Below are 25,034 nucleotides of genomic sequence, written 5' to 3' on the forward strand. Positions count from 1 at the left end.
ATATATTAAGGCTTTTCATTCTTTATTTATTGAGACATTTTTCTAGTTTTCTCTTTACTCTTTGTAGTGCGTTATCTATAGATTTTGCATGCCTATCTAAATCGCAAGCTATTTCTTGATATGATTTTCCATCTAGATAAGACATAAGCACTTCCATTTCTAAATCTGATAATACTTGTCCTATTTCTTTTTCTATATGCTTCATCTCTTCATTGCTTATAACCAACTCTTCCGGATCTGTAACTTTAAGTCCAGCTAATACATCTAAAAGAGTTCTATCTGATTCTTCTTCATATATAGGTTTATTTAAAGATACATATGTATTAAGCGGAATGTGTTTTTGTCTAGTAGCTGTTTTTATAGCAGTTATTATCTGACGTGTAACACATAATTCGGCAAAAGCTTTAAAGGATGCTAATTTATCTGGTCTAAAATCTCGTATAGCCTTATAAAGTCCTATCATACCTTCTTGATAAATATCTTCTTTATCTGCACCAATAAGAAAATAAGACTTAGATTTAGATTTTACAAAATTTTGATATTTATTGATTAAATACTCTTGAGCTCTTTTATTGCCTTCCTTAGCTTCCATAGCAATTTCTTCATCAAGTTTGTTATCAAATTCGCCCTTAGTATCTATAGCACTCCCTTTACCCTCCATAGTATCCCCTCCAAAATATACGTCATACACATTCATTATATGCTACCACAATTCCATAAGTCAAGCAATCTCAACGGCTCCTGCGCATCTTCTCAAGTTTTTCCAAAGTTTCTTGATCTAATGCATCTTCTAGCCGATTTCGATTTTTGCTAATCTGCCTCTCTGACTTTTTACTTATCTTTCCTTCTATCTCTCTTACTTCAACTCCGAATTCTATAGATGAAGTTCTTATAGCACCTCTTTGAAAGGCAAGCTGCTGCTCTAAAGAATCCGATGTTACCACTACAACTTCAACTTTTCTTCCTATGTCATTTACGCTTCTTTCTATATAACTATCTGCTGTCTCTCCATCTTTAGTAAACACGACTTTTATTTCGCCATGTTTTTCTGTAGTCTCTATATTTCCCGGAATCAAATGGGCATCAAATACTAAAACCACCTTATATCCAGTAAAGCTAGCATAATTATTTAATATCTCAATCAACTTTATTCTTGCAGTTTCATAGCTATATTCCTTCATAGTTTTGAGTATATGCCAATGGTTAATTACATTATATCCATCTACAAATACAATTCTCACACTTTTCTCCTACAAACGAGACTTTAGAACTTCATACATTAATATTCCTCCAGCAACTGATGCATTCAAGGAGTTAACTTTCCCTACCATAGGTATCTTTACCATAACGTCGCATTTTTCTCTTGTAAGTTTAGATATCCCTCTTCCCTCACTACCTATAACCAACGCTACTGCACCTTTGAAATCCACATTGTAACTGAAGTTCTCTGCTTCTCCATCAGCCCCATATACCCATATATTCTCTTTCTTTAATTCATCAATTGTATTATTAATGTTGGAAACCTTAGCTATTTTCATATAATTAACTGCGCCTGCAGATGTTTTGTATACAGTTGGAGTAACTCCTACATTTCTTCTCTTTGGAATTATAATTCCATGAGCTCCACAAAGCTCAGCAGTTCTTATTATAGAACCTAAATTATGAGGGTCTTCTATCTCATCTAATATTATTATAAAAGGAGATTCTTCCCTTTCTTTGGCTCTATCAAGAATATCTTGAATTTCTGAATATCTAAATGGCGTTACCATAGCAACGACACCTTGATGTGCCTCTCCTTGACTTAATGAATCCAATTTCTTTCTATCAACTTCTTTGATTACAACTCCCTTTTCTTTAGCCAAAGCCATAATCTTAACTATGGACCCCTCTTTCTCACCCTTGGATATAAGAATCTGCTCTACAGTTATTTTGGCTTTTAAAGCCTCTATAACTCCGTTTCTTCCTAGAACAATGTCCTCTCTCATAGGCTCTGCTACCACTTTTTTCGGTTGCTTGTTACTTATATTATTTTTACTCTTATTACTATTCTTACTTGAATTTCTATTAATCTTTGCCATAATCAGTTCTCCTTTCGTTACTTTTCTATCATTAATTTTGTCCTAAATATCTTTTTCTAATCTCCAGTATTTCTCCACAAGTCATAGTCCCCTCTGGACATTGGCTATTCACGCAACTTGGACCAGCATATTTAAATAAAGTTGGCGCAACCTTTTTTACTTCCTTTAACATCTCATCAGCCATAGCTCTTATTTCCCATTGAGCTCGCGTACAGCATCTATGTCTAAAAAAATTCATTAAAGATCTTGCATTCATTGTAAATACTATCTTTGTTTCACATGCATTAGGGAAAACATATCTAGCATCTTCTATAGCCTTTTTCTCTGCAGCCTTTTCTTTCATGCCGCCTTCTATGTATTGAGCTTTAAGCATATCTGCTAATTCATCATAAGATCTTTGGCACTGCTCCATAGCCTTTATATATATATCTTTAGCTTTGTCGTTATTTTCTATTGCTGGTGGAACTATATATTCAAACTGATCTAATTTTACATAACGTTGACTTTGTTGAGAGTAAGAAGCAATTCTATGTCTAACAAGCTGATGAGTTAAGCTTCTAGATACTCCTTCTGCCGCAAACGTAAAGCTTACATGTTCTATAGGAGACTCATGACCATAAGACATTAACATGTTTAAAAACTTCTCTATATTTTGCTCATTTAAATTTTCCATTATCTCATCAATTCCAACTTGGCTGTAACATAATTTTGCTGCTGCTGCAATTACTGCTTCTGGATTTGGCGTATATTCTATAAGCGAAACCTTTAATTTCATTTTACTAATACCTCCTTGGTTATTTGATGTCATTTTTTCTACTTTCAATCATTTTGCACATAAGCTCTTCTAGCCTTTCCTTTTGGTCTGTTAAATATAAAAAACCAACTAGAGCCTCAAGGCCTGTGGCATTTCTATACTCCCTAACATCTGCATTTTTCGGAACAGTTGGTGATTTAGCATTTCTTCCTCTTTTGTAAATCCCAATCTCTTCATCTGTCAGATTATCTTCTAAATCCTTTATTATATCACTTTGTGCTGATGCTTTTACATAGCTTATTGCATTTAAATGTAATTTGTGTGCTGACATCTTTTTGTGATTTTTTAATATATAATCTCTTATATAAAGTTCATAAACTCCATCACCTATAAAAGCCAAATTTAGAGGACTGATTTGTCTGGCTTCCTCTACAGTTAAGGTTTCATGTAAAAAGTTATTGCTCATAACATTTCTCCTCTAGTTTAATTAATACAATTAATAATACTATATATATAAATAAATTTGTAGCATAATTTTATTTAAAATAAGGAGGCTTTAAAGCCTCCTTTTAATTACACGCCTTTAATCATTTTTTAAATGCCATCTTACTCCTTGAGGTGTATCTTCTAATACAATTCCTTGAGCTTTTAAATCATCTCTTATCTTATCTGCTAAAGCCCAATTTCTTTCTTTTCTTGCATTTTGTCTATCTTCAATAAGCTTTTCAACATGAGCTTCTAAATCATTTTGTGTTGAATTTTCTAATATTCCAAGAGGCTTTCCAAGTTCTCTTATAAGTCCTAAAGCATACTTAACTAGTTCCTTAGATGACTCTGCATTTATATTTGTATTAACGTCTCTAACTAAATCAAAAATAGTTGATATTCCATCTGCAGTGTTGAAGTCATCATCCATTTTTTCTATATATTTTTCTCTATAAGAATCTAAAGTCTTAACATATTCCTTTTCGCTATGTGTAAAATTTTCACTCTTAACTTCTTTTAATAAGTTCTCTAAGTTAAATACTGCATTATATAGTCTTTCCATAGAAGATTTTGCAGAATCTAAAAGTTCTGAACTGAAATTCAATTGAGTTCTGTAATGAGCTGAAAGCATTAAGAATCTAACTACTTCTGCGTCATACTTTTCTAAAACTTCTCTAGCTGTAAAAAAATTGTTTAAAGACTTAGACATCTTTTGGTTGTTTACATTAAGAAAAGCTGAATGCATCCAATACTTTGCAAAAGGCTTTCCTGTTCTACATTCACTTTGTGCTATTTCATTCTCATGGTGAGGAAAAACCAAATCTGATCCACCTGCATGTATATCTATAGTTTCTCCTAGAAGCTTATAGGACATGCATGAGCACTCAATATGCCATCCTGGTCTTCCCATTCCCCATGGGCTCTTCCAAGCAGGTTCACCAGGCTTCTGAGCTTTCCATATGGCAAAATCCATAGGGTCATTTTTTCTTTCATCTACATTTATTCTTGCTCCAGCTTGAAGATCATCAAGATTTTGACCTGAAAGCTTTCCATATTCATCGAATTTCTTCGTACTGAAATATACATCTCCATCTACTTCATAAGCATAACCCTTTTCTATAAGAGCTTCTACAAATTCTATAATCTCATCCATATATTCAGTTGCTCTAGGATTTACAGTTGCTCTTTTAAGCTTTAAACCATCAGCGTCTTTGTAATATTCTTCTATATATTTATCTCCAACTTCTTTTACTGTTGAGTTCTCTTCATTCGCTCTTTTTATCATCTTGTCATCTATATCTGTAAAATTTTGAATAAACTTAACATCATAACCTCTATACTCTAAGTATTTTCTTATAGTATCAAAAACTATGAAAGTTCTTCCGTTACCTATATGAAAATAATTATATACAGTCGGTCCACACACATACATCTTTACTTCTTTATCATTAATCGGAACAAAGTCCTCTTTTTTTCTGGTAAGGGTATTATATATCTTAATCATAAAACTAATTACCTCCTCGTGTATTTAAATACAGCAAAATACAAATATATTATATCATAGAAATTAAATTTAACGTACTAGACCTATTTAAAATTATAAAGATTTTATCTGAAGATTAAAATTTAGTTTATTCTATCTACAACTTCATCTAAGGATATAATACTGGGCTCATCACTATTACGATCTTTATATTCAACCATACCATCCTTTATATACTTTCCAACTACAATTCTCACTGGAACTCCCATAAGCTCTATATCTTTAAATTTTGCTCCAACCCTATCTTCTCTGTCATCTAATATTACATTTTTATCTATAGCTCTTATTCTTTTATATAAATCTTCACCAGCTTTAATCTGTTCTTCATTTTTTCCTAAAGCAATTATTATCGCTACATGATATGGACAAATAATTTCCGGCCATATTATCTCATTTTCTTTACTATGATTTTCTACTATTAATCCTAAGACTCTAGATATATTTATTTTAATTTCATTAACTGTAACAGATGATCTTCCCTTTATTCCTATATTTTTATTAGTTATAAAACTGCCTATCTTTATATAAGAACTGCTACAAAGTTCACCATCACATTCTTTGCATGTATCTCTTCCTTCTGCCGTCTTAAAATCTCCAATAAGACCTTCAAAGTCTCTTCCGTAATTCACATTTATATAGTGATAATTTGTGTCATTAGCCCCTACTACAAAATTTTTCATATTAGCTACTTCTTCATCTACTAGAAGATAATCAGCTTTTATTCCTATTGGACCTGCAAATCCTATATCTGCTCCTGTTGCAAATTTGACACTTTCTTCATCAGCCATATCTATAATAGGGAAACACTTTAAGAATTCTTTTATTTTTCCCTCACTTGCATCCCTATTTCCAGGAATCATTACAGCTATAGTTTTCTTTCCCGCCTTATATATAAGGGTTTTAGCTATATTTTCTTTCTTTATGTCAAGAAATTTAACTAAATCATCAATCGTTTTTATATCAGGGGTTAGGACTTTATTTTTATCTTTTACTTCATCTTGCTGATTTATCTGAGGATGTATTGAAAACATTTCACTTTCTTCCATTGTCTCACAGGATTTACATTGTAAAAGCATATCTTCCCCTAAATCGCTTGAAACTACTATATCTTCTATTATTAAATCATTTGTGATACAATTTTTAAGAGTAAATACATCCAGTCCCATATTTTCTAAGTCTTTAATTATCTCTTCTTTCATAGGATTTTCTTTAGATTCTTCTGACTCTAATCCTTGAATTTCAAAACCTTGAAATATTATATTTTCTCTACACTTTAAAAGCCCATGCTTTGGTTTCTCTATATTTTCAAAGTCCGTTGTAAATTCATGAAATCTATATACATTATTCTTTGTGTTCTCCAATACTTCTCCAAATGTTCCTGTAAGCTTGCTTATATAGTTCCTATTTAAAGAATATGTATTATTATAACAATCTTTTGTTGTAAAACCGTTTATGAATGCATTACTTAAATAAGAAGATTTTATTTCTTCACTATTCAACTCCTCCATAGTATCTAAAATAACTTTTTTTATGTTATTTACCACTTTCATTCCTAAAGGTAAAAAGTTAAATACCCCTGGAGCTTCTTTTCTTATGATCCCTGCCCTAAGCATAAGCTTGTAGCTTTCTATGTCCTTTGTTGCTTCTGCCGGTGCATTTCTAAGAGTACATGATAAAGTATTTTTCATTCTCATATCTAACCCTCCAAGCCTTGTATAATAAGAGCTCACCTTATCATTGTAAGGCGAGCTCTAAAGTTTTGTTTATATTATATATTTTACTGATGGTTATTGTCAACAATACCTTTGGATATAATTTCCGCAACCTCTATATCTTCTGGAGTAGTAACTTTGATGTTAGTGTAACTGCCTTCATAAAGATATACTCTTTTACCAAGCTTTTCGATAACCATCGTATCATCAGTCACCATAAGATTTTCTTTTCTTATAAACTCATGGGCTTTTTTAATGCTGTTATATTCAAAACATTGAGGTGTCTGCACTGCAAATAAAGTGTCTCTTTGAAGAGTTTCTTTTGAGAAATCATCACTGTCTTTCACCTTTATTGTGTCCTTTGGCATAACACCACAAGCTGCTGCACCATATGATTTAGCATATTCTATTCCTTCGTTTATTATTTTCTCAGAAACAAAAGGCCTTGCTCCATCATGAATTAAAACTATATCACAATCCTTCATCATTAAGAGTCCATTATAAACTGAATCCTGCCTTTCAGCGCCACCCTCTACAACAGCTAATATTTTTTTAAAATCATATACTTCTAATACATTTTCGTTGAAATAATCCATATCATCTTTAGATATTACAACGACTATACCATCTATATGCTCACAGCTTTCAAAGGCTTTTATGGTATACCAGATAATAGGCTTATTGTTGATACAAATAAATTGCTTACTTATATCCCGACCTACTCTCTTACCTTTTCCTCCTGCTACGATAAGAGCATAATTTTTACTCAATCTTTTCATCCTCCCTAAGGGTCAATAATCTTAAAGCAAATTATTTTTCTTTAGCAAATATCATTCTTCCTGCTGGAGTTTGAAGTACAGAGGTTACTATAACATCTAGATCTTCTCCTATATGCTTTCTTCCACCTTCTACTACAATCATAGTACCATCATCTAGATATGCGACCCCTTGACCAGATTCCTTACCGTCTTTGATAATCTGTATACTCATCTCTTCTCCTGGAAGAAGCACTGGTTTTATAGCATTAGCCAATTCATTTATATTTAGAACAGGTACTCCCTGAAATTCTGCAACCTTATTTAGATTGTAGTCGTTAGTTATTACTTTACCACCTAAAACCTGAGCTAATTTTAAAAGCTTGCTGTCTACTTCAGCTATATCAGGAAAATCTTTTTCTGATATCTCAACATCTATATCCAATTCCTTTTGAATTTTGTTTAATATATCAAGCCCCCTTCTTCCTCTGTTTCTTTTTAGCCCATCAGAGGAATCAGCTATATGTCTAAGCTCTTCTAAAACAAAATTAGGAATTACTAAAGTTCCTTCTATAAACCCAGTCTTACATAAATCCGCAATTCTTCCATCTATAATAACAGATGTATCTAGAACCTTAGGAGTTCCTTTATATGAATGTTTAACTTTTTTATCTTTGTTTGATCCAACTTTCTTAAAGTTTCCTAATGCATTCAGAATCTCATCTTTCTTCTTTATAGCAAGATCAGCACCTAAAACAGCCATTATTATATTTATAACAGCATATAGTAATTTACCCACTCTAGGTACTCCAGTTAGAACACTAAATACTAGTGCAGAAATCACTAAGAATAATATAGCACCTACAGCCCCAAATATTATTTCCATAGCACTAAGCTTCTGCATGTTCTTTTCTATATAGTCCATTAATTTTCTTAAATTCTTATATATCCAAGGGAACAATAAATATAATATAAGTCCGCATATTAGTGATATTATAGCTAATACTCCACCACTTTTTATAACACTCTCTTTAAAACTTTTTAAGAACTCTGTTGCTAAAACAATAGTTCCAAGGTAAAACCCTATAGTCATACCTATGATTGTAAAAGAAATCCTCAATATTTTCCTCAACAACTAAATTCACCTCCTATAAAACATTATTGACTTAAATATAATTTTTAAATCCTATTATAACTATATATTAAGCAATTTTCCTTTTCAATATAAGTTATTATACTTTAATAAAATTTTTACTATCATCCAAAAATATTAACTCTTTGTATTTATATGTTATTTTTTCAAATCTATATATTTTCACCCCCTATACAAAGTTTTTATTGTGATTTAATATATACACATCTTAGTTATCTTTCTTAAGTTTATTGACAAAATTAACTTAAGAAAACTATAATTACCTTATAAGCCATAATAAGTATTTCTTTAAGGAGTTGAGACTAAATGAAAGATATGATTTTTGATGATTTCCAAAACTGTGTGAGCGAATCTCTTTTAAGACACAAAAGCATATTGGATATAATTACTAAACTAGATGAGTCTCAAGCAAGGGTAAATAGAGCCTTAATAAAATCTGTTACCAATTGCGGTTGTATAGAAATCAATGGTAAGAAACAATGTATTCCTGATGAAACTCAAACTATAGAAGAACTTAATAATTGTCTTAAATCACATTTAAGCGGGGAGCTTTGTGACAATTGTAGAGATATTATCTCTACAGAACTAGGAAATCATTTGTTTTATATCGCATCACTTTGCAATGCATTAGACTTAAATCTATATGATGTTCTAATTAATGAGTATGATAAGCTAAACACTTTAGGAAAATATAGACTAAGATAGAATATACGCTTATCTAACACTTTATTTTATACTCTTATGCAGGAGAGTAATGTATTTTTATACATATATATTTATAGCATTAAAGGCTATAACCATACTCTAATAGTTATAGCCTTTTTATTTCTTAAAGTTGCTTATCTAAAGACACTTGTTCTTTTATCCTTCTAAGTCCGTTCTTTATAGCTTTAGACCTAGCTTCTCCAATCCCCTCAACCTTATCAAGTTCATCATAATTAGCTTCGATAACAAGCTTTAATTCTTTAAATTCTTTAACTAAATTTTCTATTACTTGAGCTGGTATTCTTGGAACCTTGTTAAGCATTCTATAACCTCTTGGTGAAATTAAAGTATCAACTAAAGATTTAGTATTAAATCCCAAAATCTTACCTACCTCTTCTAAATCTAAAAGTTCCTCCTGAGTTAATGATTGAAGTTCTTCATATATTTCATTGTAATCCATGTCTTCTCTACAGTAATCTCTAATAAGAAGTAATCCATCTCTCTCTATATTTTTTATTAGTTCATTAAGCTGCATATATATAAGTCTTCCTTCATTGCCAAGCTCACATATATATCTCTCTATCTCAGAAACTATTCTCATAACCATTTCAGTTCTTTGTACTGATGTGACTACATCAAATAGAGTAACTAAGTCTTGAAACTCCAATAAGTTTAAATTGTCAATGACTCTATCTAAGACTGAAACATATTTCTCTAAAGTCTGTATTGCTTGATTTGCCTTAGTTATTATAACACTACTGTCTCTCAACACATATTTTATACTGCCTTTATAAACTGTAATTATATTTCTTCTTTGAGATATTGCAATAACTATAGCTCCTGTCTGTCTTGCAACCCTATCTGCAGTTCTATGCCTGGTACCAGTTTCATATGTTTGAGTTGATGAGTTTGGTATAAGCTGTGCGTTTGCTCTTACTATCTTTTTTAAGTCTGAGCTTATTACTATAGCACCATCCATCTTAGCTAACTCATATACATACGAAGGACTGTATTCAGCATTTATGTTAAACCCACCATCTACTATATTTAAGATTTCGTTACTGTCTCCCAATACTAAAAGTCCACCTGTTTTAGCTCTTAATATATTCTCTAAACCATCCCTTAATTGCGTTCCGGGGCCCATTATCTTTAAAATATTTTTTAATTCTTTGTCATTTTCAATCCTCACCTTACTATACACTCCTCATTAAAATACTGAATTAAGGGCTTCTCTCAATGTTTTTACTCCTACTATATTTATTCCGTCTATATCTATATTATCTTTATTTCTTTTGGGTAATATAACATTATTAAATCCCATCTTATAAGCTTCATTTACGATTCTCTCACTAGACATTATAGGACGCACTTCCCCTGTAAGACCTATTTCTCCTATAGCTATCATATTTTCAAGTTTTGACGGTGTATTCTTTGAGCTTGATATAAGCGCTAGTGCTACTCCTAAATCTGCCACAGGACCTTGTATATTAAGCCCCCCTACAACATTTACATAAACATCACAATTGTAGAATGGTATCTTAAGTTTCTTTTCTAATACCGCCAATATTAGATTCAATCTAGATACCTCTATTCCAACAGCAGTTCTTCTCGGGTTGTAAGCATTTGTCTCACTAACTAGTGCCTGAACCTCTACTAATATAGGTCTACTGCCTTCCATTATACCTATTACCATAGCACCCTCTTGATTAAAACTTGTGTCTTCTAGGAATATCTTTGATGGGTTGTAAACCTCCATAAGACCCTCCTGTTTCATTTCAAAAACTCCAATTTCACTAGTTGTTCCAAATCTATTTTTGATGGTTCTGAGTATTCTAAACTCCTCTGACCTCTCACCTTCAAAATATAAAACTGTATCCACTATGTGTTCAAGGACTCTTGGTCCTGCCAGTTCTCCTGCCTTAGTAACGTGGGCAACTATAAAAAATGGAATGTTTCTTCCTTTTCCAATTCTCATTATGTCATTTGCACATTCTCTAACTTGGGATACACTTCCTGGTGCTGAGGACACCGTAGATTTAAATAGAGTTTGAATAGAGTCTAAGATAACAAACATAGGATTTATATCATTTACATGCTTTTCTATAGTTTCAAGATTAGTTTCTGAAACAATAAACAAATTTGAAGAAACCGCATCCAATCTATCTGCACGCATCTTTATTTGTTCTTCCGACTCCTCACCTGAAACATATAATACCTTACCATACTTACCAGCTATGCTACTAGCGCTTTGAAGAAGAAGTGTTGATTTCCCAATTCCAGGATCTCCAGATATAAGTGTAAGGGACCCCCTTACAAGCCCTCCCCCTAAAACTCTGTTAAGTTCAGGCATACCAGTATCAAATCTTTCTTGCTCTCCAGATTTTATTTCCTTTATGCTTCTTGGAGTTGAAGTTGATATAACGTTAGCTAATGGATTCTTCACCTTACCTTCTGGAATCTTTTGTTCTTCCACAAAACTATTCCAATTATTACAAGAAGGACACTTTCCCATCCATTTAGCTGTTTCATAACCACATTGCTGACAAACATAAACTGTTTTTGACTTTGCCACCTTATCAACTCCTAAAAATTTTTATATTAAATCATAAGAATGTTCTTTAGTTAAACATATAAATTTATTATACATTTTTTAATTCCTTATAATCAATAAATTTACATTAATATATCTTTTATTATTGACCATATCTATATATATTATCATATTTTGAAGAAACAGTTGTTATTTTACTTACATTTATATTATTCAAAAATATTTTCTTTTATATCTTTATATCAACATATATAGTCAAAATCAAATTTAAATATTGGTATATAAAAAAGAAGCCTGTAAAATAATTTAAATCATTTTACAGGTCTCTTCCTATTTAGTCAATAATTCAACTAACTTTTCTTTTATATATACCTTTATCTCTTTATCTCCGATAAAAGTATTTTCATCGTAATCGCTTGGTCTTACTCTAAAGAAGTTTATAACCAATGCATTTTTAACTATAAGATATTCATCTGAATGTAATGGTGAGAATATAACCTCAAGCTCTTCATAGTTGTTCTTATTCTCTACGTTTTGTAAATCTTCTAGTAAGTCATCTACATTTAACTGTTTTACAGGATTAGCCATTGCTTTAGTGTATTCTAGATCTTCCATCATCCACATGTTGTTGTTCCAGAATTTCCTTTCCTTCTTGTTTCCTGTGAATGGCTCTCTGTTTTTGATGGCGCTTAATGCACGCCTTACAGACTCTCCATCAAATTCATCATCATAAGCTATGCTTAAAGCTTTCATATTTGCAACATCATTGAAAAATACTTCTGAGATATTTTCCTTTTCACTTGCTGCCTGCCAATAGTATAACATAGCTTCTACAGCTTCAAGATTTAATTTAATTCTTTGAATCATAGAATCCCCCACCTTCTATTAGAAACTATATCAGTCTCTAATAATTGCATAATTCTTAATATTTTCAATTAATATTATACACTAGAATCCTACTTTATTAAAGATGCAGCTTCTTCGTCAACTATTACTGTAACATTTGGATGCACCTGTAATAGTGTTGCTGGAATTTGTGTTGTTATCTTTCCGCTTGCTAAAGCTTCTATAACTTCTGCTTTATTCTTTCCGCTTGCTATAAGAAGTATTCTTTTTGCTTTCATTATTCCGCCAAGGCCCATAGTTATTGCTTCTCTTGGAACCTCATCTATATTATCAAAAAATCTTGCATTTGCTTCTATAGTAGTTTCTTCTAATTTAGTTAAGTGAGTTCTAGTATTTAGATACTCATCTGGCTCATTAAATCCAATGTGACCATTTGGTCCTATTCCTAATAATTGAATATCTATTCCGCCTAACTCTTCTATCTTTTTATCGTAGTTTTCACATTCTTTTTCTGCATCTTCTGCTAATCCATTTGGTACAAAAGTCTTTGACTTGTCTATGTTAATGTGATTGAATAGATTTGTATTCATAAAATATCTATAACTTTGAGGATGATCCCCTGAAAGTCCTCTGTATTCATCTAGGTTTATTGATGAAACTTTAGAAAAATCTAATTCTCCATTTTCATACATGTTTATAAGTTCCTTATACATAGCAACTGGAGTTCCCCCTGTAGCTAATCCTAAAACACAGTCATTCTTTTCCTTTATAACCGCAGCCATTTCCTCTGCTGCTCTTTTGCTCATAGCTTCATAATTTTTTTCTACTAATATCCTCATCTTATTCTTCCCTCTCTCCTAGAAATATTAACTTCTAATATATACTTATCGGACCTGTATATTGCGTCCTCTATAAAAATTACCTTTCCATATTTATCTATGTTTCTACTTATGTTTCTTAAAAAAGGTACATCATAATTAATGTTAAATAATTCTCTGTACTCATCATTTGGTAAGACTCCCTGTAATGATGATTCCGAGTAATCTATATCATAGCCAAAATTTTTTAAAATACTAAATAATGACCCTTCTAACATCTTTTCATCTAAATACCCGCAGTAATCACATGGTATATATACAACTTCATTTGCTATACTCTCTCCATCTACTATCCTCATTCTGTTTATCTTATAAAGATGCTCAAATGGAAATACCTCTTCCATTGTAGCTGGGGTATCTATAACCTTAAATTCTATTACTTTATTATCTAACTTCATTCCCATCTTTTCTATTATGGATGAAAAGCTCATTATATCCTTTTGCTTCAGCTTAGGCTCACAGACAAAAGTTCCTTTACCTTTTTCCCTTACTAATATTCCTTCATTAACCAGCTCTCCTAAAGCCTGTCTTATGGTCATTCTTGACACTCCATAACTTTCTGAAAGCTCTCTTTCACTATCTATACACTGTCCTACTTTCCAAAAACCATTGTTTATCTTCTGTTCTATGTCTTCTTTAAGCTGATAGTATACTGGGATCGGACTATTTTTATTTATCATAATCATCCCTCCTAATGTGATTATATAATATAGAGTTATAGTTGTCTATACCAGTTAAAATATTTTATTGATTTTTAAAATCCCCATACCTATGATTTTAATTCAATCAAAAGTATGAGGATTTTTTATTAATTATAATATATCATTTTGAGTATCTGTCTTAGTGAATTCAAGGTCATTGTCCTTCAATGTGATATTCACAGAGTCTCCTCTTTGTATATTTCCTTTTAGGATTTCCTCACTCAATTTATCTTCTACAGCTTTTGTTATAGCTCTTCTGAGTGGTCTAGCTCCATATACAGGATCAAATCCTTTTTTCGCAAGATGCTTTGTAACATCTTCATTAAAGTTTAGATATATTTCCTGTGTTTGAAGCCTTTCTGTTACAGAGTGAAGCATAAGCTTAACTATCTTAGATAAGTCTTCTTCTTTTATTTCATGGAACACTATTATATCATCTATCCTGTTTAAGAATTCTGGTCTGAAGCTTCTCTTAAGTTCTTCCATAATATTTTCCTTCATCTTTTCGTATTCACTGTCTTGTTCAAAATCATCAGTAGCAAATCCTAAAGTTTTTTGCTTTTTAAGAGTATTAGCTCCAGCATTAGATGTCATTATTATAATTGTATTTTTAAAGTTTACAGTCTTTCCTTTTCCATCAGTAAGCCTTCCATCCTCTAATATTTGAAGTAATATATTAAATACTTCTGGATGCGCCTTTTCTATTTCATCAAATAGAATTACTGAGTATGGATTACGTCTTACCTTTTCAGTAAGTTGACCACCTTCATCAAATCCCACATATCCTGGAGGTGAACCTATAAGTCTAGACACTGAGTGTTTCTCCATGTATTCAGACATATCGATTCTTATCATACTGTTTTCATTTCCAAACATAGCTTCTGCTAATGCTTTACTTAACTCAGTTTTTCCTACTCCTGTTGGTCCTAAGAATATAAATGATCCTATTGGCCTATTAGGGTCCTTTAATCCTACCCTAGCACGTCTTACTGCTTTTGATATAGCTCTGACTGCTTCATCTTGACCTATAACTCTTCCATGAAGTATATTCTCAAGATTTAGTAGTCTTTCTGATTCCGTTTCTGTAAGTTTTTCTACGGGAACCTTAGTCCATCTTGAAACTACTGATGCTATTTCTCTTTCTCCAACTACTTTTGTTCTTATATTAGCTTCTGACTTCCAATTAATCTTGCATGCCTCTATTTTATTCTTTATCTCTCTTTCATTGTCTCTTAGTGAGGCTGCTTTTTCAAAGTCTTGAAGGTTTATAGCATCTTCCTTTTCTTTTTCAACCTTATTTAGAGCCTCCTCTAACATTTTCAAATCTGGAGGTGTTGTAAGGTTTTCTATTCTAATCTTGGCTGCAGCTTCATCCATAAGATCTATTGCTTTATCCGGTAGATATCTGTCAGTTATATATCTATCTGAAAGAGTTATTGATGCTTCTAAAGCTTCATCTGTTATCTTAACTCCATGATGAGCTTCATACTTATCTCTTACCCCTTTAAGAATCTGCAATGTTTCTTCCTTTGTAGGTTCTACTACCATTACCGGTTGAAAACGCCTTTCTAGAGCGGCATCCTTTTCTATATATTTTCTATATTCATCTATTGTAGTAGCACCTATACATTGAATTTCTCCTCTAGCTAATGCTGGCTTTAAAATATTAGAAGCATCAATTGCTCCCTCTGCACCTCCTGCTCCTACTATTGTGTGTATCTCATCAATGAATAAAATTATGTCTCCAGCCTTGCGGATTTCCTCCATAACCTTCTTTAGTCTCTCTTCAAATTCACCTCTATACTTTGAACCAGCAAGAAGTGATGATATATCTAAGGTTACAACCCTTTTGCTTGCTAGAATCTCAGGTATATTTCCTTCTACTATCTTCTCCGCTAATCCTTCTACTATAGCTGTCTTGCCTACACCTGGATCTCCTATAAAACATGGGTTATTCTTAGTTCTCCTGCAGAGGATTTCTAGAACTCTCTGTGTTTCTGAGTCCCTTCCTATGATTGGGTCAAGTTTTCCTTCTCTAGCTAGGTCCGTTAAGTCTCTCCCATATTGATTTAAAGTTGGTGTATTTACATGCTTATTTACATTATCTCTAGTTGTCTTTCCATTTCCTTGATTTGAAAAACTTGATAAAAGTTCTTGTCTTAAAGAATCCATATTGACACCTATATTAGTCAAGATAGTATAGGCTACCCCATCTGATTCCCTTGTTATAGCAAGAAGTATGTGCTCCGGAGTAACATAATTTTGATTTAAATTTCTAGCTTCAACAAGACTTAAATCCAAAATTCTCTTTGTTCTTGGAGTTAAAGGGATTTGATTTTGATCAATGCCAAAATCCCCCTGTCCTTCATATTGTAGTATCAATTCTTTTACAATTTCTAATGTCACATTTTTCTTATTTAATAAATTTTTACTTAATCCATTCTCCTCTAATATTCCAAGCAATATATGCTCTGTACCTATATACCCATGTCGTAACTCTATTGCTTCTTCTTGAGCATACATCACTACTTTTTGAGCTCTTTCAGTAAACTTTTCAAACATAACACTCCACCTCCTATGTGTTTACATTTGCCCTAGACTTTTCCTAACTAGTCGTGCTCTTTCAATATCACGCTCTTTAGGTGATAATTCTTTTCCATAAGATAATTGCAATGTGGCAGGCTGAACATTTACAAGTATTTTGTTCATTTCTATGCCGCCATCTTCTATTATTCCCATTTCTTTCCCCATTCTAACATTAGATAACAAATTTAATGCCTCTTGAGTACTTAAAATTCTTGCTGTCTTTAATATTCCTAATGATCTGCATATCTTATCTTCTAATTCAGTTTTATATTGGTCCGTCATCTTTTCTCTAAGTTCTAACTCTTGATTTACTAATTGAGATGTTATAGCTTCAATATTATTTATGATATCTTCTTCGCTTACTCCAAGTGTTATTTGATTTGATATCTGATAAATGTCTCCATATCCCTTTGATCCTTCTCCATAGAGCCCTCTTATCGTCATTCCAACCTGAGTTAGAGCATTAATTATTCCTGGAATTTGATTATTTGAAGCTAGTGCTGGAAGATGCAGCATCACAGAAGCCCTCATTCCAGTTCCTAAATTTGTAGGACATGCTGTAATATAACCTAACTTCTCATCAAAAGGAAACTCTAGGCTTTCTTCAAGCTTATCATCTATAGAGTTAATTTCTTCATAAGCCTTCCTTATAGCCATTCCTCCATATATGCACTGCATTCTTATATGATCCTCTTCATTTATCATTATGCTTACTGTTTCATCATTTTTACATATGAAAGCTGACTTATCTTTTGAATTTAGAAGATTACTGCTTATTAGATGCTTTTCTAGAAAGCTTACATTTTCATTATTGTTTCTTTCCCAAAGGTATATAGTTCTAAATTCCTCTTTTATTTCATCAGAAGTATAGAAAGCATCTTCTACGGATTTAATTATTTCTTTTGCTTCATCTTTATTCAATCTATTAGGAAAGGGCTTATCTTTTATATTTCTTGCAAGTCTTACTCTACTGCTTAGAATGATGGTTTTATCATCGTTATTTTCTATCCAGTTTTTCATTACTTTTCTCCCTCCCTATTTCTCTCTTGAATTTCTTTAATCTTATCTCTAATTACGGCAGCCTCTTCATATTCCTCTTCTAATATAGCCTTTTGAAGGTCTTCTTTTAATTTGAGTAACGTTCTTTTCTCTATAAGCTCTTTACCACCATTATGAGGCACCTTACCTATATGCTCATTTGCCCTTTGCACTCTTTTTATAACTGGATTTACCATAGGTGCAAAAGTTTCATAGCATTTCTCACAACCTAAAAGGCTCTTTTCCTTAAAATCATTATAAGTCATCCCACAATATTCACATACCTGCTCTTTTAATGCTATGCTTTCTTGAGATGGTTTCATGTAATCCATAAGACCGCTCAAAAGATTTTGAAAATATAATGGAGTGCTCATATTCCCCATACCATAAAATCCTATATCATCTTGCTGCTTTGCACAGGATTCACACAAATTCATTTCCTGCTTTGCACCATTAACTATTTTCACAATATGAATAGTAGCTTTGTTTTTATTACACTTATCGCATAACATATTATCTCCTCCTTTTACATCTATCCAATTATCATTATCATAGCCTTTAATATATCTGCTCTCAGTTTATTTTTCTCTTCAGTATAGTTTAAAGTTCTGTCATTAGCCGCCAGTTTCATAAGTGCAGCCTCTCTTACCGTAATAAATTTTGATTCTAAAAGTCCTTCTATTATAGTTAAAGCTCCATTGTAAGTAATACTGTTTCCTATTTTTTCTTGAAGAACATTTATAAGCTCATCTTTATTGTCATAAGGGATTTGTCTGATAACGATACATCCGCCTCCCCCTCTTCTACTCTCTATAATATATCCTCTATCAGTTGTAAACCTAGTAGTTAATACGTAATTGATTTGAGATGGAGCACAGCTAAAATGATTTGCTAGTTCATTTCTTTGTATCTGAACCATATCTCCACTTTCTTCTAGCATTTCCTTTATAAATTCTTCTATTATATCTGATAATCTAGCCATATCCATTCTCCTTTTATTTTGACTTTCTTTGACCTTTATTAAATATTATTATTTTCCCTCCTTTATTTCAATAGTTAAAAAATTCTTCTTTCTATGATTATGGGTAATTTACCTAAAATATTATTCAGTTTCTCTCATTTTCTTAGAATTACATTTAAATATATGGTTATAATATAAAATGCTTATAGCTAATTTATGGAGGTAATTTTTTAATGAAAATAATATATTTGGGACACTCGTCATTTATTTTACAAACTGCCATGGGAAGAAAGATACTTATAGATCCTTTTAAATGTGCTGCTATAGAAAAAAATCTTATAGGAACTGTAAATTTGATTACTGTAAGCCATTGTCATTCTAATCATAATTACACTGAACCTTTCAAAGAAAATATAAAAATCATAGATGCTGTTGGTACTTATGAAGATAAGGATCTTCGTATAAGCGGACTTCCAAGCTTTCATGACAATATAAATGGACTAAAGCGGGGAGAGAATATAATATTTTTATATGAATTCGATGGATTTAAGATATGTCATTTAGGTGACTTAGGACATATTCCAGATAAAGAAACACTATGTTCTTTAAAAGATTTAGATATTCTACTAATTCCTGTTGGCGGAAACTTTACTCTCGATTCAAAAGAAGCTTGTACATTATGTAATATGATAAGTCCTAAAGTTATAATTCCTATGCACTATAAATTTATGAAGGATGGTTTTGACATCAAGGGCGCAGAGGATTTTATATTTGATATGAAAAATGGTGAAAGACTATCTGACTCTTCTTTGAGTTTAAATTTCATGCCTGATTGCATAAATGCAGTTTTTGTAATGCCTCCACTTCAATGACTATGATTATATTTATGTAAAATAAAAAGAACCATCTCACAAAATGTAAGATAGTTCTTTATATGTTTTATTACTCTTGTACTGGAGCTCCTACTGGACAAACATTTGCACAATTTCCACAATCGATACATGTGTCTGCATCTATTACAAATATAGAATCTCCTTGGCTTATAGCGTTAACTGGGCACTCAGATGCACAAGCTCCGCATGATACACAAGCGTCTGTTATTTTGTATGCCATTAAAAAACACCTCCTAAAATTATAAAACTGGACAAGTTATTGTCCAGTTTTATTTTAACACGTTTTTTTATATTTTCAAAGTTAATTTTGAATTTTTAGCCATTGTATAGTATCTTGTAATTACAACTTACTACATTTATATCATCATTTTTCACTAAAGCACCGTATATCCTAGATTTTCTATAGATTCTATGATGTCATCTATATTTACAAAATAATCGTCAAATATTATACTTACTTCTTTTTTCTCTCTGCTTATCTCACAGGCTATAACTCCTTCATTACTAGCTATAGCTTTTCTAACTTTATTTACATCATCAATTGTATTCATATTACAAATTTCCAATGAAGATTTCATGAGATATCCTCCTTATTTATCTTTAAGCAAATTTTTTATGTCCATTGCATCTTCTTTGTTTTCTACATCTATTTTAATCTCATCATCATTCAAGATTCCTTCGTAGCTTCCAGATACAAGTTCTACATCTGTTATCTTAAAGTTCTCCATAACCTCTTCATTATTTATCTTAAGCTTAACTTTTACAGTTTCTTTCACTACGCTGTTGCTTACAACTTCTCCTTTTCCAAGTTCGGTCTTCACTACAGCGCCAGCCTTTGGAAGTCTCTTTCTTATCTCTTCGTATGTTTGTTGCTCATAATTTAAACAACACATAAGTCTTCCACATATTCCTGAAATCTTAGTAGGATTTAAAGATAGGCTCTGTTCCTTTGCCATCTTTATAGAAACTGAAGCAAAATCTCCAAGGAAAGCAGAACAACAAAGTGGTCTTCCGCAAGGCCCAAGTCCTCCTATCATTTTGGCTTCATCTCTTACTCCTATTTGCCTAAGTTCAATTCTAGTTTTAAATATAGTCGCTAAATCTTTTACAAGCTCTCTAAAGTCAACTCTTCCATCAGCCGTAAAGTAGAAAATAACCTTATTATTATCAAATGTATACTCTACATCGATAAGCTTCATAGTAAGCTTATGTTGCTCTATTTTCCCTAAGCATATTTCAAAGGCATCTTTTTCCTTTGCTTTATTTTGTTCATGCTTTACAATATCAGTTTCATCAGCTATCCTTAAAACATTTTTAAGAGGAGATACTATATCCTCTTCTGATACTTCTTTCTCTCCAATTACACATTCGCCGAACTCCACTCCTCTAGCGGTTTCAACAATAACATAAGTGCCCTTATCTATCTTTAAATTTGTTGGATCGAAATAGTATACTTTTCCTGCTTTTTTAAAACGTACTCCTACAACTTTTACCATATTAGCCCTCCAGCATGTTCATCAGCATAACATCAAAAGTCATTACTGCATTTACATTTCTATCTAAATTATTTCTTGTTTCATTTATAACTCTAACGATAGCATTTAATTTATTAAATGACATATTAAGAGATAATTTTTTTATTGACTCTGTTATATCTTGATTTAAAATGTATTTTTCATCACCAAGTTCTTTATATACTATAATATCTCTTACGTAAAATAGTATAACATTTAATATATCTTTAAAGAAGTTTTTATATTTCTCATTAATCTCTTTTGAGTAATTTACAACCACATTTGTATCTCTAGAATTTATATCCATTAAAATTCTCAAAGTCAACTCTCGTATATCCTTAAATGACTTATTTGTCATATAATTATCTACTCTTCCTGGAATACCCTCGCTAAATGCTAATAATGTCCTCATAGTGGCATCATCTATAGATGAAAACTTATTCTTTATGTAAGTTTTCATTTCTTCATCCGTAAGTGAATTTAGCTTGTGTATTTGGCATCTAGATTTTATCGTATCCAGTATACCTTTATCGCTTTCACATAGTATGATGATATAAACTCCTTTTGGAGGTTCTTCAATAGTTTTTAAAAAGGCATTTTGACCTTGAACTGTTATATCATCACCATTATGTAATATTATTACTTTTTTATCTTCTTCAAATGGCTTTTTGTTTATTTCTTCGATAATATTTCTAATATCATCCACTCCAATGGATTTACCTGTGCATCTGAAATCTATTATATCTGCATAATCTTTATCAATTGTCTTGTTTAAGATATTCATAGCTAATTCTTTAGCTACTAAGCTCTTTCCTACGCCATCTTCTCCAACTATAAGATGACCATGCGAAAGGGTGTCCTTGATAACAGATTTATTTAAAGTTTCTCTTATTCCTTGATGTCCTATTATATTAATCAAAGTTCACCCCTCCATTCAATTTATAATTTCATAAATTTATCTACAGGTACTACAAATACTGTTGCTCCACCTACTTGAACTTCTACTGGATATGGTACATAAACTCCTGTAGTTCCAGCGATAGGTGATGGAGTTGTGACAATTTGCTCTCTTGTTCTGCTTGTTTCTTCTATTATCTTTAAAACAGCATCTACTTGTTCATCATCTACTCCTATCATAAGTGTAGTGTTCCCTGATTTTAGAAATCCTCCAGTAGTAGCGAGTTTAGTAACTCTATATCCGTTTTCTGTTAGTTCGTCAATTAGATCTATTGCATCATCATCTTGGACTATAGCAATTATAAGCTTCATAATAGCACCTCCAATGGTTTTTAATTATATTTTACCATAATATAATTAATTTCAATAGTTATAAAATTTAATAAATTACTTTAAAATATCATCTATTATACTAATTGCAGCTTTATACACTTCATCAACGGACTTTTCGCCGTTTACCTCTTTTATGTTATATCCATATGAACTTATAATCTTTTTATATCCCTCTTGAACCTTATTATGAAAGTTAATACTTTCTAAATCAAGTCTATTAATCTCTCTCTCTGAGTTTGCCATTATCCTTTTCATAGCTGCTTCAGGATTTATATCAAAATATATAGTCATATCAGGCATGTATCCATCTATTGCGAATTCATTTATTGACATAACCTCATCTATTCCTATGCCTCTTGCAAATCCTTGATAAGCAAGAGAAGACAGCACAAATCTATCGCATAAAACCATAGTTCCTTCTTCTAATGCCGGTATAACTTTCTCTACTAGATGCTGCCTTCTTGCTGCAGCATACAATAAAGCTTCTGTTCTACCATCCATTGCAGTATTCTCTTTATCTAAAATTATGTTTCTTATCTTCTCAGATATAACTATCCCGCCAGGCTCTCTAGTTGATATACATTTTATTCCCCTAGACTTCAGCTCATTATGTACCTTTTCTAATATAGTTGTCTTTCCAGCTCCATCTGGGCCTTCAAATACTATAAATAAACCTTTCTTCAAAAGTTATCCCTCCCATGTCATAAGCTTATTCTATTTTATCATATTCTTACTCTATTCTGTATAAAAAAAAGGAGTATTAAGTTTCGAAGTACTACCCAAAGCTGTTAACTTCTTCCTAAAGCCTTCAGTCTACCTCAAATTTCAATACTCCTTTTACTCTCTATAATTTTAAAATCTTTATAAGATTATCGTTTAAGCCTAGAACTGTTACTCTACTCTCTTTGTAGTACTTTATAAGTTCTATAACCTCTTTATTTATCTTTTCACCCATCATCACAAGAGGTATTCCTGGAGGATAAGGTGTTATATTCTCTCCTGCTATTTTTCCAGCTGCTTTAGTGAAATCAACATCTGTCTTCAGCATGTCTATTGCTTCATAAGGTTTCATTACAGTTTTTATATCTACGCTTTCTTTAATAATAGGTTCATTCCTTCTTATTAATTGTAAGTCGCATTTAATTAAAGATTCATATACCTTTTTAAAATCATCTTCTGTAGAAAAAAGAGATGGAATTAATATGACATTACTGTTATCACTCATTTCAGCCTGTATTCCCTGTGTTCTCAAATATTCCAAGGTTTTGTGTCCACTATATCCTCTTGCACAATTGATTATAATTCTAGTTGGATCTATATGAAAACCTTCATCTAAATCTTTATCTTCAACTATTTTAAAGATACTATGACCCTTTAATTTTTCCTTTAGCTCTTCACACATATCTATAAGCTTATCATATCCTGCTATGCCATTGTCTTCTGTGTAAGCCCTTGCATACTCCAAACTCATCATAAACATATATGATGGACTTGTTGTTGAAAAAGCTCCAACATAGAAATCAACTTTTTCTTTGTAAGAATCATCTCCCAGATGAAGATATGCGGTCTGAGTTAAACTTGGAAGAGTTTTATGAGCACTCATTACTGCCATATCAGCTCCAAGTTCTATAGGATTCATTGGTAGCTTATCATTGAATCCAAAGTGTGCTCCATGTGCACAGTCTATGAGCACCTTTAACCCATTTTTCTTACACAAGTTTATAATAGATTTTATGTCATAGGTAACTCCATAATAAGTAGGATAAGTAAGCACTATGCCTTTTATCTCTTTGTCTTTTAACGCAACCTTTAAATCAGATAACTTAATGGAAAGAGGCATGTTAAGCTCTCTGCTTATATGTGTCTTCATGTATATAGGATTAAGCTTTCTCATTATCATTCCATTAAAAATAGACTTATGACATCCTCTATCTACTAAAATTTTATCTCCCTCATTGAATGCGGAAAATATCATGGTTAAATTACCGCTTGTACTACCGTTTACTAAAAAATATGATTTCTTTGCTTTGTATGCTTCTGCCAATAACTCTAAAGATTCTTTTATAGGGCCTTCAGGTTTGTGAAGATTATCCAATCCGTCTACTTCTGTCAAATCTCCTTGAAGCATAAGCTTTGAAAACTCTAAACCTTGAGTATAGAAATCAAATGCCTTTCCATTCTTATGACCTGGCATAGAAAATGGTGTATTATTTTCTTTTATATAGTTAACTACTGCGTCTATCAATGGCGTATTCAAAAATCGAACTCCTTCCGGAAGAAGCTTAAATTTTACACGATTTGCAATCCTCTTTTAGAAAATCTTCTGCAATATACTTTTTTATGCACTCTTTGTAATACTCATAAAAATCATTATTCGCTGTAAGGTTTATCATCTTACTCTCACAAGATGCACATATGCCTCTACCGTTTATTATTATACCATCATTTAGGGGTTTTCTGCATAATATACAGTTGCACTTTGACATTTATGTCGAGCCTCCTTATTATTTCTTAAACTATTTCAATTCTTGCCCCTTATACTATATTGTATTCATAAAACTTATAAAACTTATTGTGTCCACAGTTTTAT

At 31.8% G+C, this 25,034-nt stretch carries 27 protein-coding genes and 1 pseudogene; 2 read left to right on the forward strand and 26 right to left on the reverse strand.

Features of this window, described 5'->3' with window-relative positions; genetic code table 11:
- Positions 1-22 precede the first annotated feature (22 nt).
- From sigH to KQH81_RS15705, 9 genes and pseudogenes are all read right to left on the reverse strand, one after another.
- Positions 23-661 carry an RNA polymerase sporulation sigma factor SigH gene (sigH, locus tag KQH81_RS15665; protein ID WP_035771207.1) on the reverse strand — a complete coding sequence of 213 codons (639 nt, stop codon included), beginning with the start codon at positions 659-661 and terminating at the stop codon, positions 23-25.
- A gap of 70 nt (positions 662-731) precedes the next feature.
- Positions 732-1,241, reverse strand: a complete 510-nt coding sequence (locus KQH81_RS15670) for an NYN domain-containing protein (RefSeq protein ID WP_027639726.1) — start codon at positions 1,239-1,241, stop codon at positions 732-734.
- A 9-nt stretch (positions 1,242-1,250) separates the two neighbouring features.
- Positions 1,251-1,985: a 23S rRNA (guanosine(2251)-2'-O)-methyltransferase RlmB gene (rlmB, locus tag KQH81_RS15675; protein ID WP_035771215.1), complete on the reverse strand. Its 735-nt coding sequence runs from the start codon at positions 1,983-1,985 to the stop codon at positions 1,251-1,253.
- Positions 1,986-2,109: 124 nt separating this feature from the next.
- On the reverse strand, positions 2,110-2,853 hold the full coding sequence (gene thyX / locus KQH81_RS15680; protein ID WP_074846580.1) for an FAD-dependent thymidylate synthase: 744 nt from the start codon (positions 2,851-2,853) through the stop codon (positions 2,110-2,112).
- A 19-nt stretch (positions 2,854-2,872) separates the two neighbouring features.
- Positions 2,873-3,298 (reverse strand): Mini-ribonuclease 3, encoded by a 426-nt coding sequence (locus tag KQH81_RS15685; protein WP_027639729.1) that lies wholly within the window; start codon positions 3,296-3,298, stop codon positions 2,873-2,875.
- Between the two features lie 117 nt (positions 3,299-3,415).
- Entirely contained in the window at positions 3,416-4,819 is a 1,404-nt protein-coding gene (cysS, locus tag KQH81_RS15690) for a cysteine--tRNA ligase (RefSeq protein WP_083405220.1), read from the reverse strand.
- 143 nt (positions 4,820-4,962) lie between these two features.
- Positions 4,963-6,555: pseudogene (locus KQH81_RS15695) on the reverse strand (YbaK/EbsC family protein); the annotation flags it as partial.
- 83 nt (positions 6,556-6,638) lie between these two features.
- Positions 6,639-7,343 (reverse strand): 2-C-methyl-D-erythritol 4-phosphate cytidylyltransferase, encoded by a 705-nt coding sequence (gene ispD, locus KQH81_RS15700; protein ID WP_027639732.1) that lies wholly within the window; start codon positions 7,341-7,343, stop codon positions 6,639-6,641.
- Between the two features lie 40 nt (positions 7,344-7,383).
- Positions 7,384-8,463 (reverse strand): PIN/TRAM domain-containing protein, encoded by a 1,080-nt coding sequence (locus KQH81_RS15705; RefSeq protein WP_027639733.1) that lies wholly within the window; start codon positions 8,461-8,463, stop codon positions 7,384-7,386.
- Positions 8,464-8,787: 324 nt separating this feature from the next.
- On the opposite strand from KQH81_RS15705, the gene KQH81_RS15710 reads away from it, so the two are divergent.
- On the forward strand, positions 8,788-9,186 hold the full coding sequence (locus KQH81_RS15710) for a nucleoside triphosphate pyrophosphohydrolase family protein (RefSeq protein ID WP_074846589.1): 399 nt from the start codon (positions 8,788-8,790) through the stop codon (positions 9,184-9,186).
- Between the two features lie 124 nt (positions 9,187-9,310).
- Here the strand turns inward: KQH81_RS15710 and disA are convergent, their stop codons facing one another.
- The 9 genes from disA to KQH81_RS15755 all read right to left on the reverse strand — a co-directional run bounded on the left by disA (position 9,311) and on the right by KQH81_RS15755 (position 18,768).
- Entirely contained in the window at positions 9,311-10,375 is a 1,065-nt protein-coding gene (gene disA, locus KQH81_RS15715) for a DNA integrity scanning diadenylate cyclase DisA (RefSeq protein WP_027639735.1), read from the reverse strand.
- 18 nt (positions 10,376-10,393) lie between these two features.
- Positions 10,394-11,758: a DNA repair protein RadA gene (radA, locus tag KQH81_RS15720; RefSeq protein WP_027639736.1), complete on the reverse strand. Its 1,365-nt coding sequence runs from the start codon at positions 11,756-11,758 to the stop codon at positions 10,394-10,396.
- Positions 11,759-12,067: 309 nt separating this feature from the next.
- Complete coding sequence (locus KQH81_RS15725; protein WP_027639737.1) at positions 12,068-12,604, reverse strand: TDE2712 family protein; 537 nt, start codon at positions 12,602-12,604, stop codon at positions 12,068-12,070.
- Positions 12,605-12,693: 89 nt separating this feature from the next.
- Positions 12,694-13,422, reverse strand: a complete 729-nt coding sequence (nagB, locus tag KQH81_RS15730; protein ID WP_027639738.1) for a glucosamine-6-phosphate deaminase — start codon at positions 13,420-13,422, stop codon at positions 12,694-12,696.
- Positions 13,419-14,141, reverse strand: coding sequence for a GntR family transcriptional regulator (locus KQH81_RS15735; RefSeq protein WP_230028480.1), 723 nt, complete (start codon positions 14,139-14,141; stop codon positions 13,419-13,421). The genes nagB and KQH81_RS15735 overlap by 4 nt, the downstream gene beginning before the upstream one ends.
- Before the next feature lie 132 nt (positions 14,142-14,273).
- Entirely contained in the window at positions 14,274-16,724 is a 2,451-nt protein-coding gene (locus KQH81_RS15740) for an ATP-dependent Clp protease ATP-binding subunit (protein WP_027639740.1), read from the reverse strand.
- A 21-nt stretch (positions 16,725-16,745) separates the two neighbouring features.
- On the reverse strand, positions 16,746-17,768 hold the full coding sequence (locus KQH81_RS15745; protein WP_230028482.1) for a protein arginine kinase: 1,023 nt from the start codon (positions 17,766-17,768) through the stop codon (positions 16,746-16,748).
- Entirely contained in the window at positions 17,768-18,298 is a 531-nt protein-coding gene (locus tag KQH81_RS15750) for a UvrB/UvrC motif-containing protein (protein ID WP_027639742.1), read from the reverse strand. The genes KQH81_RS15745 and KQH81_RS15750 overlap by 1 nt, the downstream gene beginning before the upstream one ends.
- A 20-nt stretch (positions 18,299-18,318) precedes the next feature.
- Positions 18,319-18,768, reverse strand: a complete 450-nt coding sequence (locus tag KQH81_RS15755; protein WP_027639743.1) for a CtsR family transcriptional regulator — start codon at positions 18,766-18,768, stop codon at positions 18,319-18,321.
- Positions 18,769-18,980: 212 nt separating this feature from the next.
- Between KQH81_RS15755 and KQH81_RS15760 the strand changes: the two genes are divergently transcribed.
- On the forward strand, positions 18,981-19,619 hold the full coding sequence (locus KQH81_RS15760; RefSeq protein WP_027639744.1) for an MBL fold metallo-hydrolase: 639 nt from the start codon (positions 18,981-18,983) through the stop codon (positions 19,617-19,619).
- Positions 19,620-19,689: 70 nt separating this feature from the next.
- Here the strand turns inward: KQH81_RS15760 and KQH81_RS15765 are convergent, their stop codons facing one another.
- The 8 genes from KQH81_RS15765 to KQH81_RS15800 all read right to left on the reverse strand — a co-directional run bounded on the left by KQH81_RS15765 (position 19,690) and on the right by KQH81_RS15800 (position 24,930).
- Positions 19,690-19,860 carry a DUF362 domain-containing protein gene (locus KQH81_RS15765; RefSeq protein WP_027639745.1) on the reverse strand — a complete coding sequence of 57 codons (171 nt, stop codon included), beginning with the start codon at positions 19,858-19,860 and terminating at the stop codon, positions 19,690-19,692.
- Between the two features lie 154 nt (positions 19,861-20,014).
- Entirely contained in the window at positions 20,015-20,218 is a 204-nt protein-coding gene (locus tag KQH81_RS15770) for a heavy-metal-associated domain-containing protein (protein WP_027639746.1), read from the reverse strand.
- A 12-nt stretch (positions 20,219-20,230) separates the two neighbouring features.
- A complete protein-coding gene (locus KQH81_RS15775) occupies positions 20,231-21,136 on the reverse strand; it encodes a PSP1 domain-containing protein (protein ID WP_027639747.1) in 906 nt (301 codons plus the stop codon).
- Position 21,137: 1 nt separating this feature from the next.
- On the reverse strand, positions 21,138-22,073 hold the full coding sequence (locus KQH81_RS15780) for a DNA polymerase III subunit delta' (RefSeq protein ID WP_143081366.1): 936 nt from the start codon (positions 22,071-22,073) through the stop codon (positions 21,138-21,140).
- Between the two features lie 20 nt (positions 22,074-22,093).
- Positions 22,094-22,423, reverse strand: coding sequence for a cyclic-di-AMP receptor (locus KQH81_RS15785; RefSeq protein WP_027639749.1), 330 nt, complete (start codon positions 22,421-22,423; stop codon positions 22,094-22,096).
- A gap of 75 nt (positions 22,424-22,498) precedes the next feature.
- On the reverse strand, positions 22,499-23,128 hold the full coding sequence (gene tmk / locus KQH81_RS15790) for a dTMP kinase (protein ID WP_230028483.1): 630 nt from the start codon (positions 23,126-23,128) through the stop codon (positions 22,499-22,501).
- A gap of 160 nt (positions 23,129-23,288) precedes the next feature.
- Positions 23,289-24,701 carry an aminotransferase class I/II-fold pyridoxal phosphate-dependent enzyme gene (locus tag KQH81_RS15795; protein WP_230028484.1) on the reverse strand — a complete coding sequence of 471 codons (1,413 nt, stop codon included), beginning with the start codon at positions 24,699-24,701 and terminating at the stop codon, positions 23,289-23,291.
- Between the two features lie 25 nt (positions 24,702-24,726).
- Positions 24,727-24,930, reverse strand: a complete 204-nt coding sequence (locus tag KQH81_RS15800) for a sigma factor G inhibitor Gin (protein WP_027639752.1) — start codon at positions 24,928-24,930, stop codon at positions 24,727-24,729.
- Positions 24,931-25,034 lie beyond the last annotated feature (104 nt).

Origin of the sequence: Clostridium cadaveris (assembly GCF_020911725.1) — a bacterium.
GTDB classification, from domain to species: domain Bacteria; phylum Bacillota; class Clostridia; order Clostridiales; family Clostridiaceae; genus Clostridium_X; species Clostridium_X cadaveris.

Excerpts from the sequence above, each read along its gene's own strand:
- sigH (WP_035771207.1), bottom strand. The coding sequence starts at position 661 with ATGGAGGGTAAAGGGAGTGCTATAGATACTAAGGGCGAATTTGATAAC.
- rlmB (WP_035771215.1), bottom strand. The coding sequence starts at position 1,985 with ATGAGAGAGGACATTGTTCTAGGAAGAAACGGAGTTATAGAGGCTTTA.
- thyX (WP_074846580.1), bottom strand. The coding sequence starts at position 2,853 with ATGAAATTAAAGGTTTCGCTTATAGAATATACGCCAAATCCAGAAGCA.
- KQH81_RS15685 (WP_027639729.1), bottom strand. The coding sequence starts at position 3,298 with ATGAGCAATAACTTTTTACATGAAACCTTAACTGTAGAGGAAGCCAGA.
- KQH81_RS15710 (WP_074846589.1), top strand. The coding sequence starts at position 8,788 with ATGAAAGATATGATTTTTGATGATTTCCAAAACTGTGTGAGCGAATCT.
- KQH81_RS15725 (WP_027639737.1), bottom strand. The coding sequence starts at position 12,604 with ATGATTCAAAGAATTAAATTAAATCTTGAAGCTGTAGAAGCTATGTTA.
- nagB (WP_027639738.1), bottom strand. The coding sequence starts at position 13,422 with ATGAGGATATTAGTAGAAAAAAATTATGAAGCTATGAGCAAAAGAGCA.
- KQH81_RS15735 (WP_230028480.1), bottom strand. The coding sequence starts at position 14,141 with ATGATAAATAAAAATAGTCCGATCCCAGTATACTATCAGCTTAAAGAA.
- KQH81_RS15740 (WP_027639740.1), bottom strand. The coding sequence starts at position 16,724 with ATGTTTGAAAAGTTTACTGAAAGAGCTCAAAAAGTAGTGATGTATGCT.
- KQH81_RS15745 (WP_230028482.1), bottom strand. The coding sequence starts at position 17,768 with ATGAAAAACTGGATAGAAAATAACGATGATAAAACCATCATTCTAAGC.
- KQH81_RS15750 (WP_027639742.1), bottom strand. The coding sequence starts at position 18,298 with ATGTTATGCGATAAGTGTAATAAAAACAAAGCTACTATTCATATTGTG.
- KQH81_RS15755 (WP_027639743.1), bottom strand. The coding sequence starts at position 18,768 with ATGGCTAGATTATCAGATATAATAGAAGAATTTATAAAGGAAATGCTA.
- KQH81_RS15760 (WP_027639744.1), top strand. The coding sequence starts at position 18,981 with ATGAAAATAATATATTTGGGACACTCGTCATTTATTTTACAAACTGCC.
- KQH81_RS15765 (WP_027639745.1), bottom strand. The coding sequence starts at position 19,860 with ATGGCATACAAAATAACAGACGCTTGTGTATCATGCGGAGCTTGTGCA.
- KQH81_RS15770 (WP_027639746.1), bottom strand. The coding sequence starts at position 20,218 with ATGAAATCTTCATTGGAAATTTGTAATATGAATACAATTGATGATGTA.
- KQH81_RS15775 (WP_027639747.1), bottom strand. The coding sequence starts at position 21,136 with ATGGTAAAAGTTGTAGGAGTACGTTTTAAAAAAGCAGGAAAAGTATAC.
- KQH81_RS15785 (WP_027639749.1), bottom strand. The coding sequence starts at position 22,423 with ATGAAGCTTATAATTGCTATAGTCCAAGATGATGATGCAATAGATCTA.
- KQH81_RS15800 (WP_027639752.1), bottom strand. The coding sequence starts at position 24,930 with ATGTCAAAGTGCAACTGTATATTATGCAGAAAACCCCTAAATGATGGT.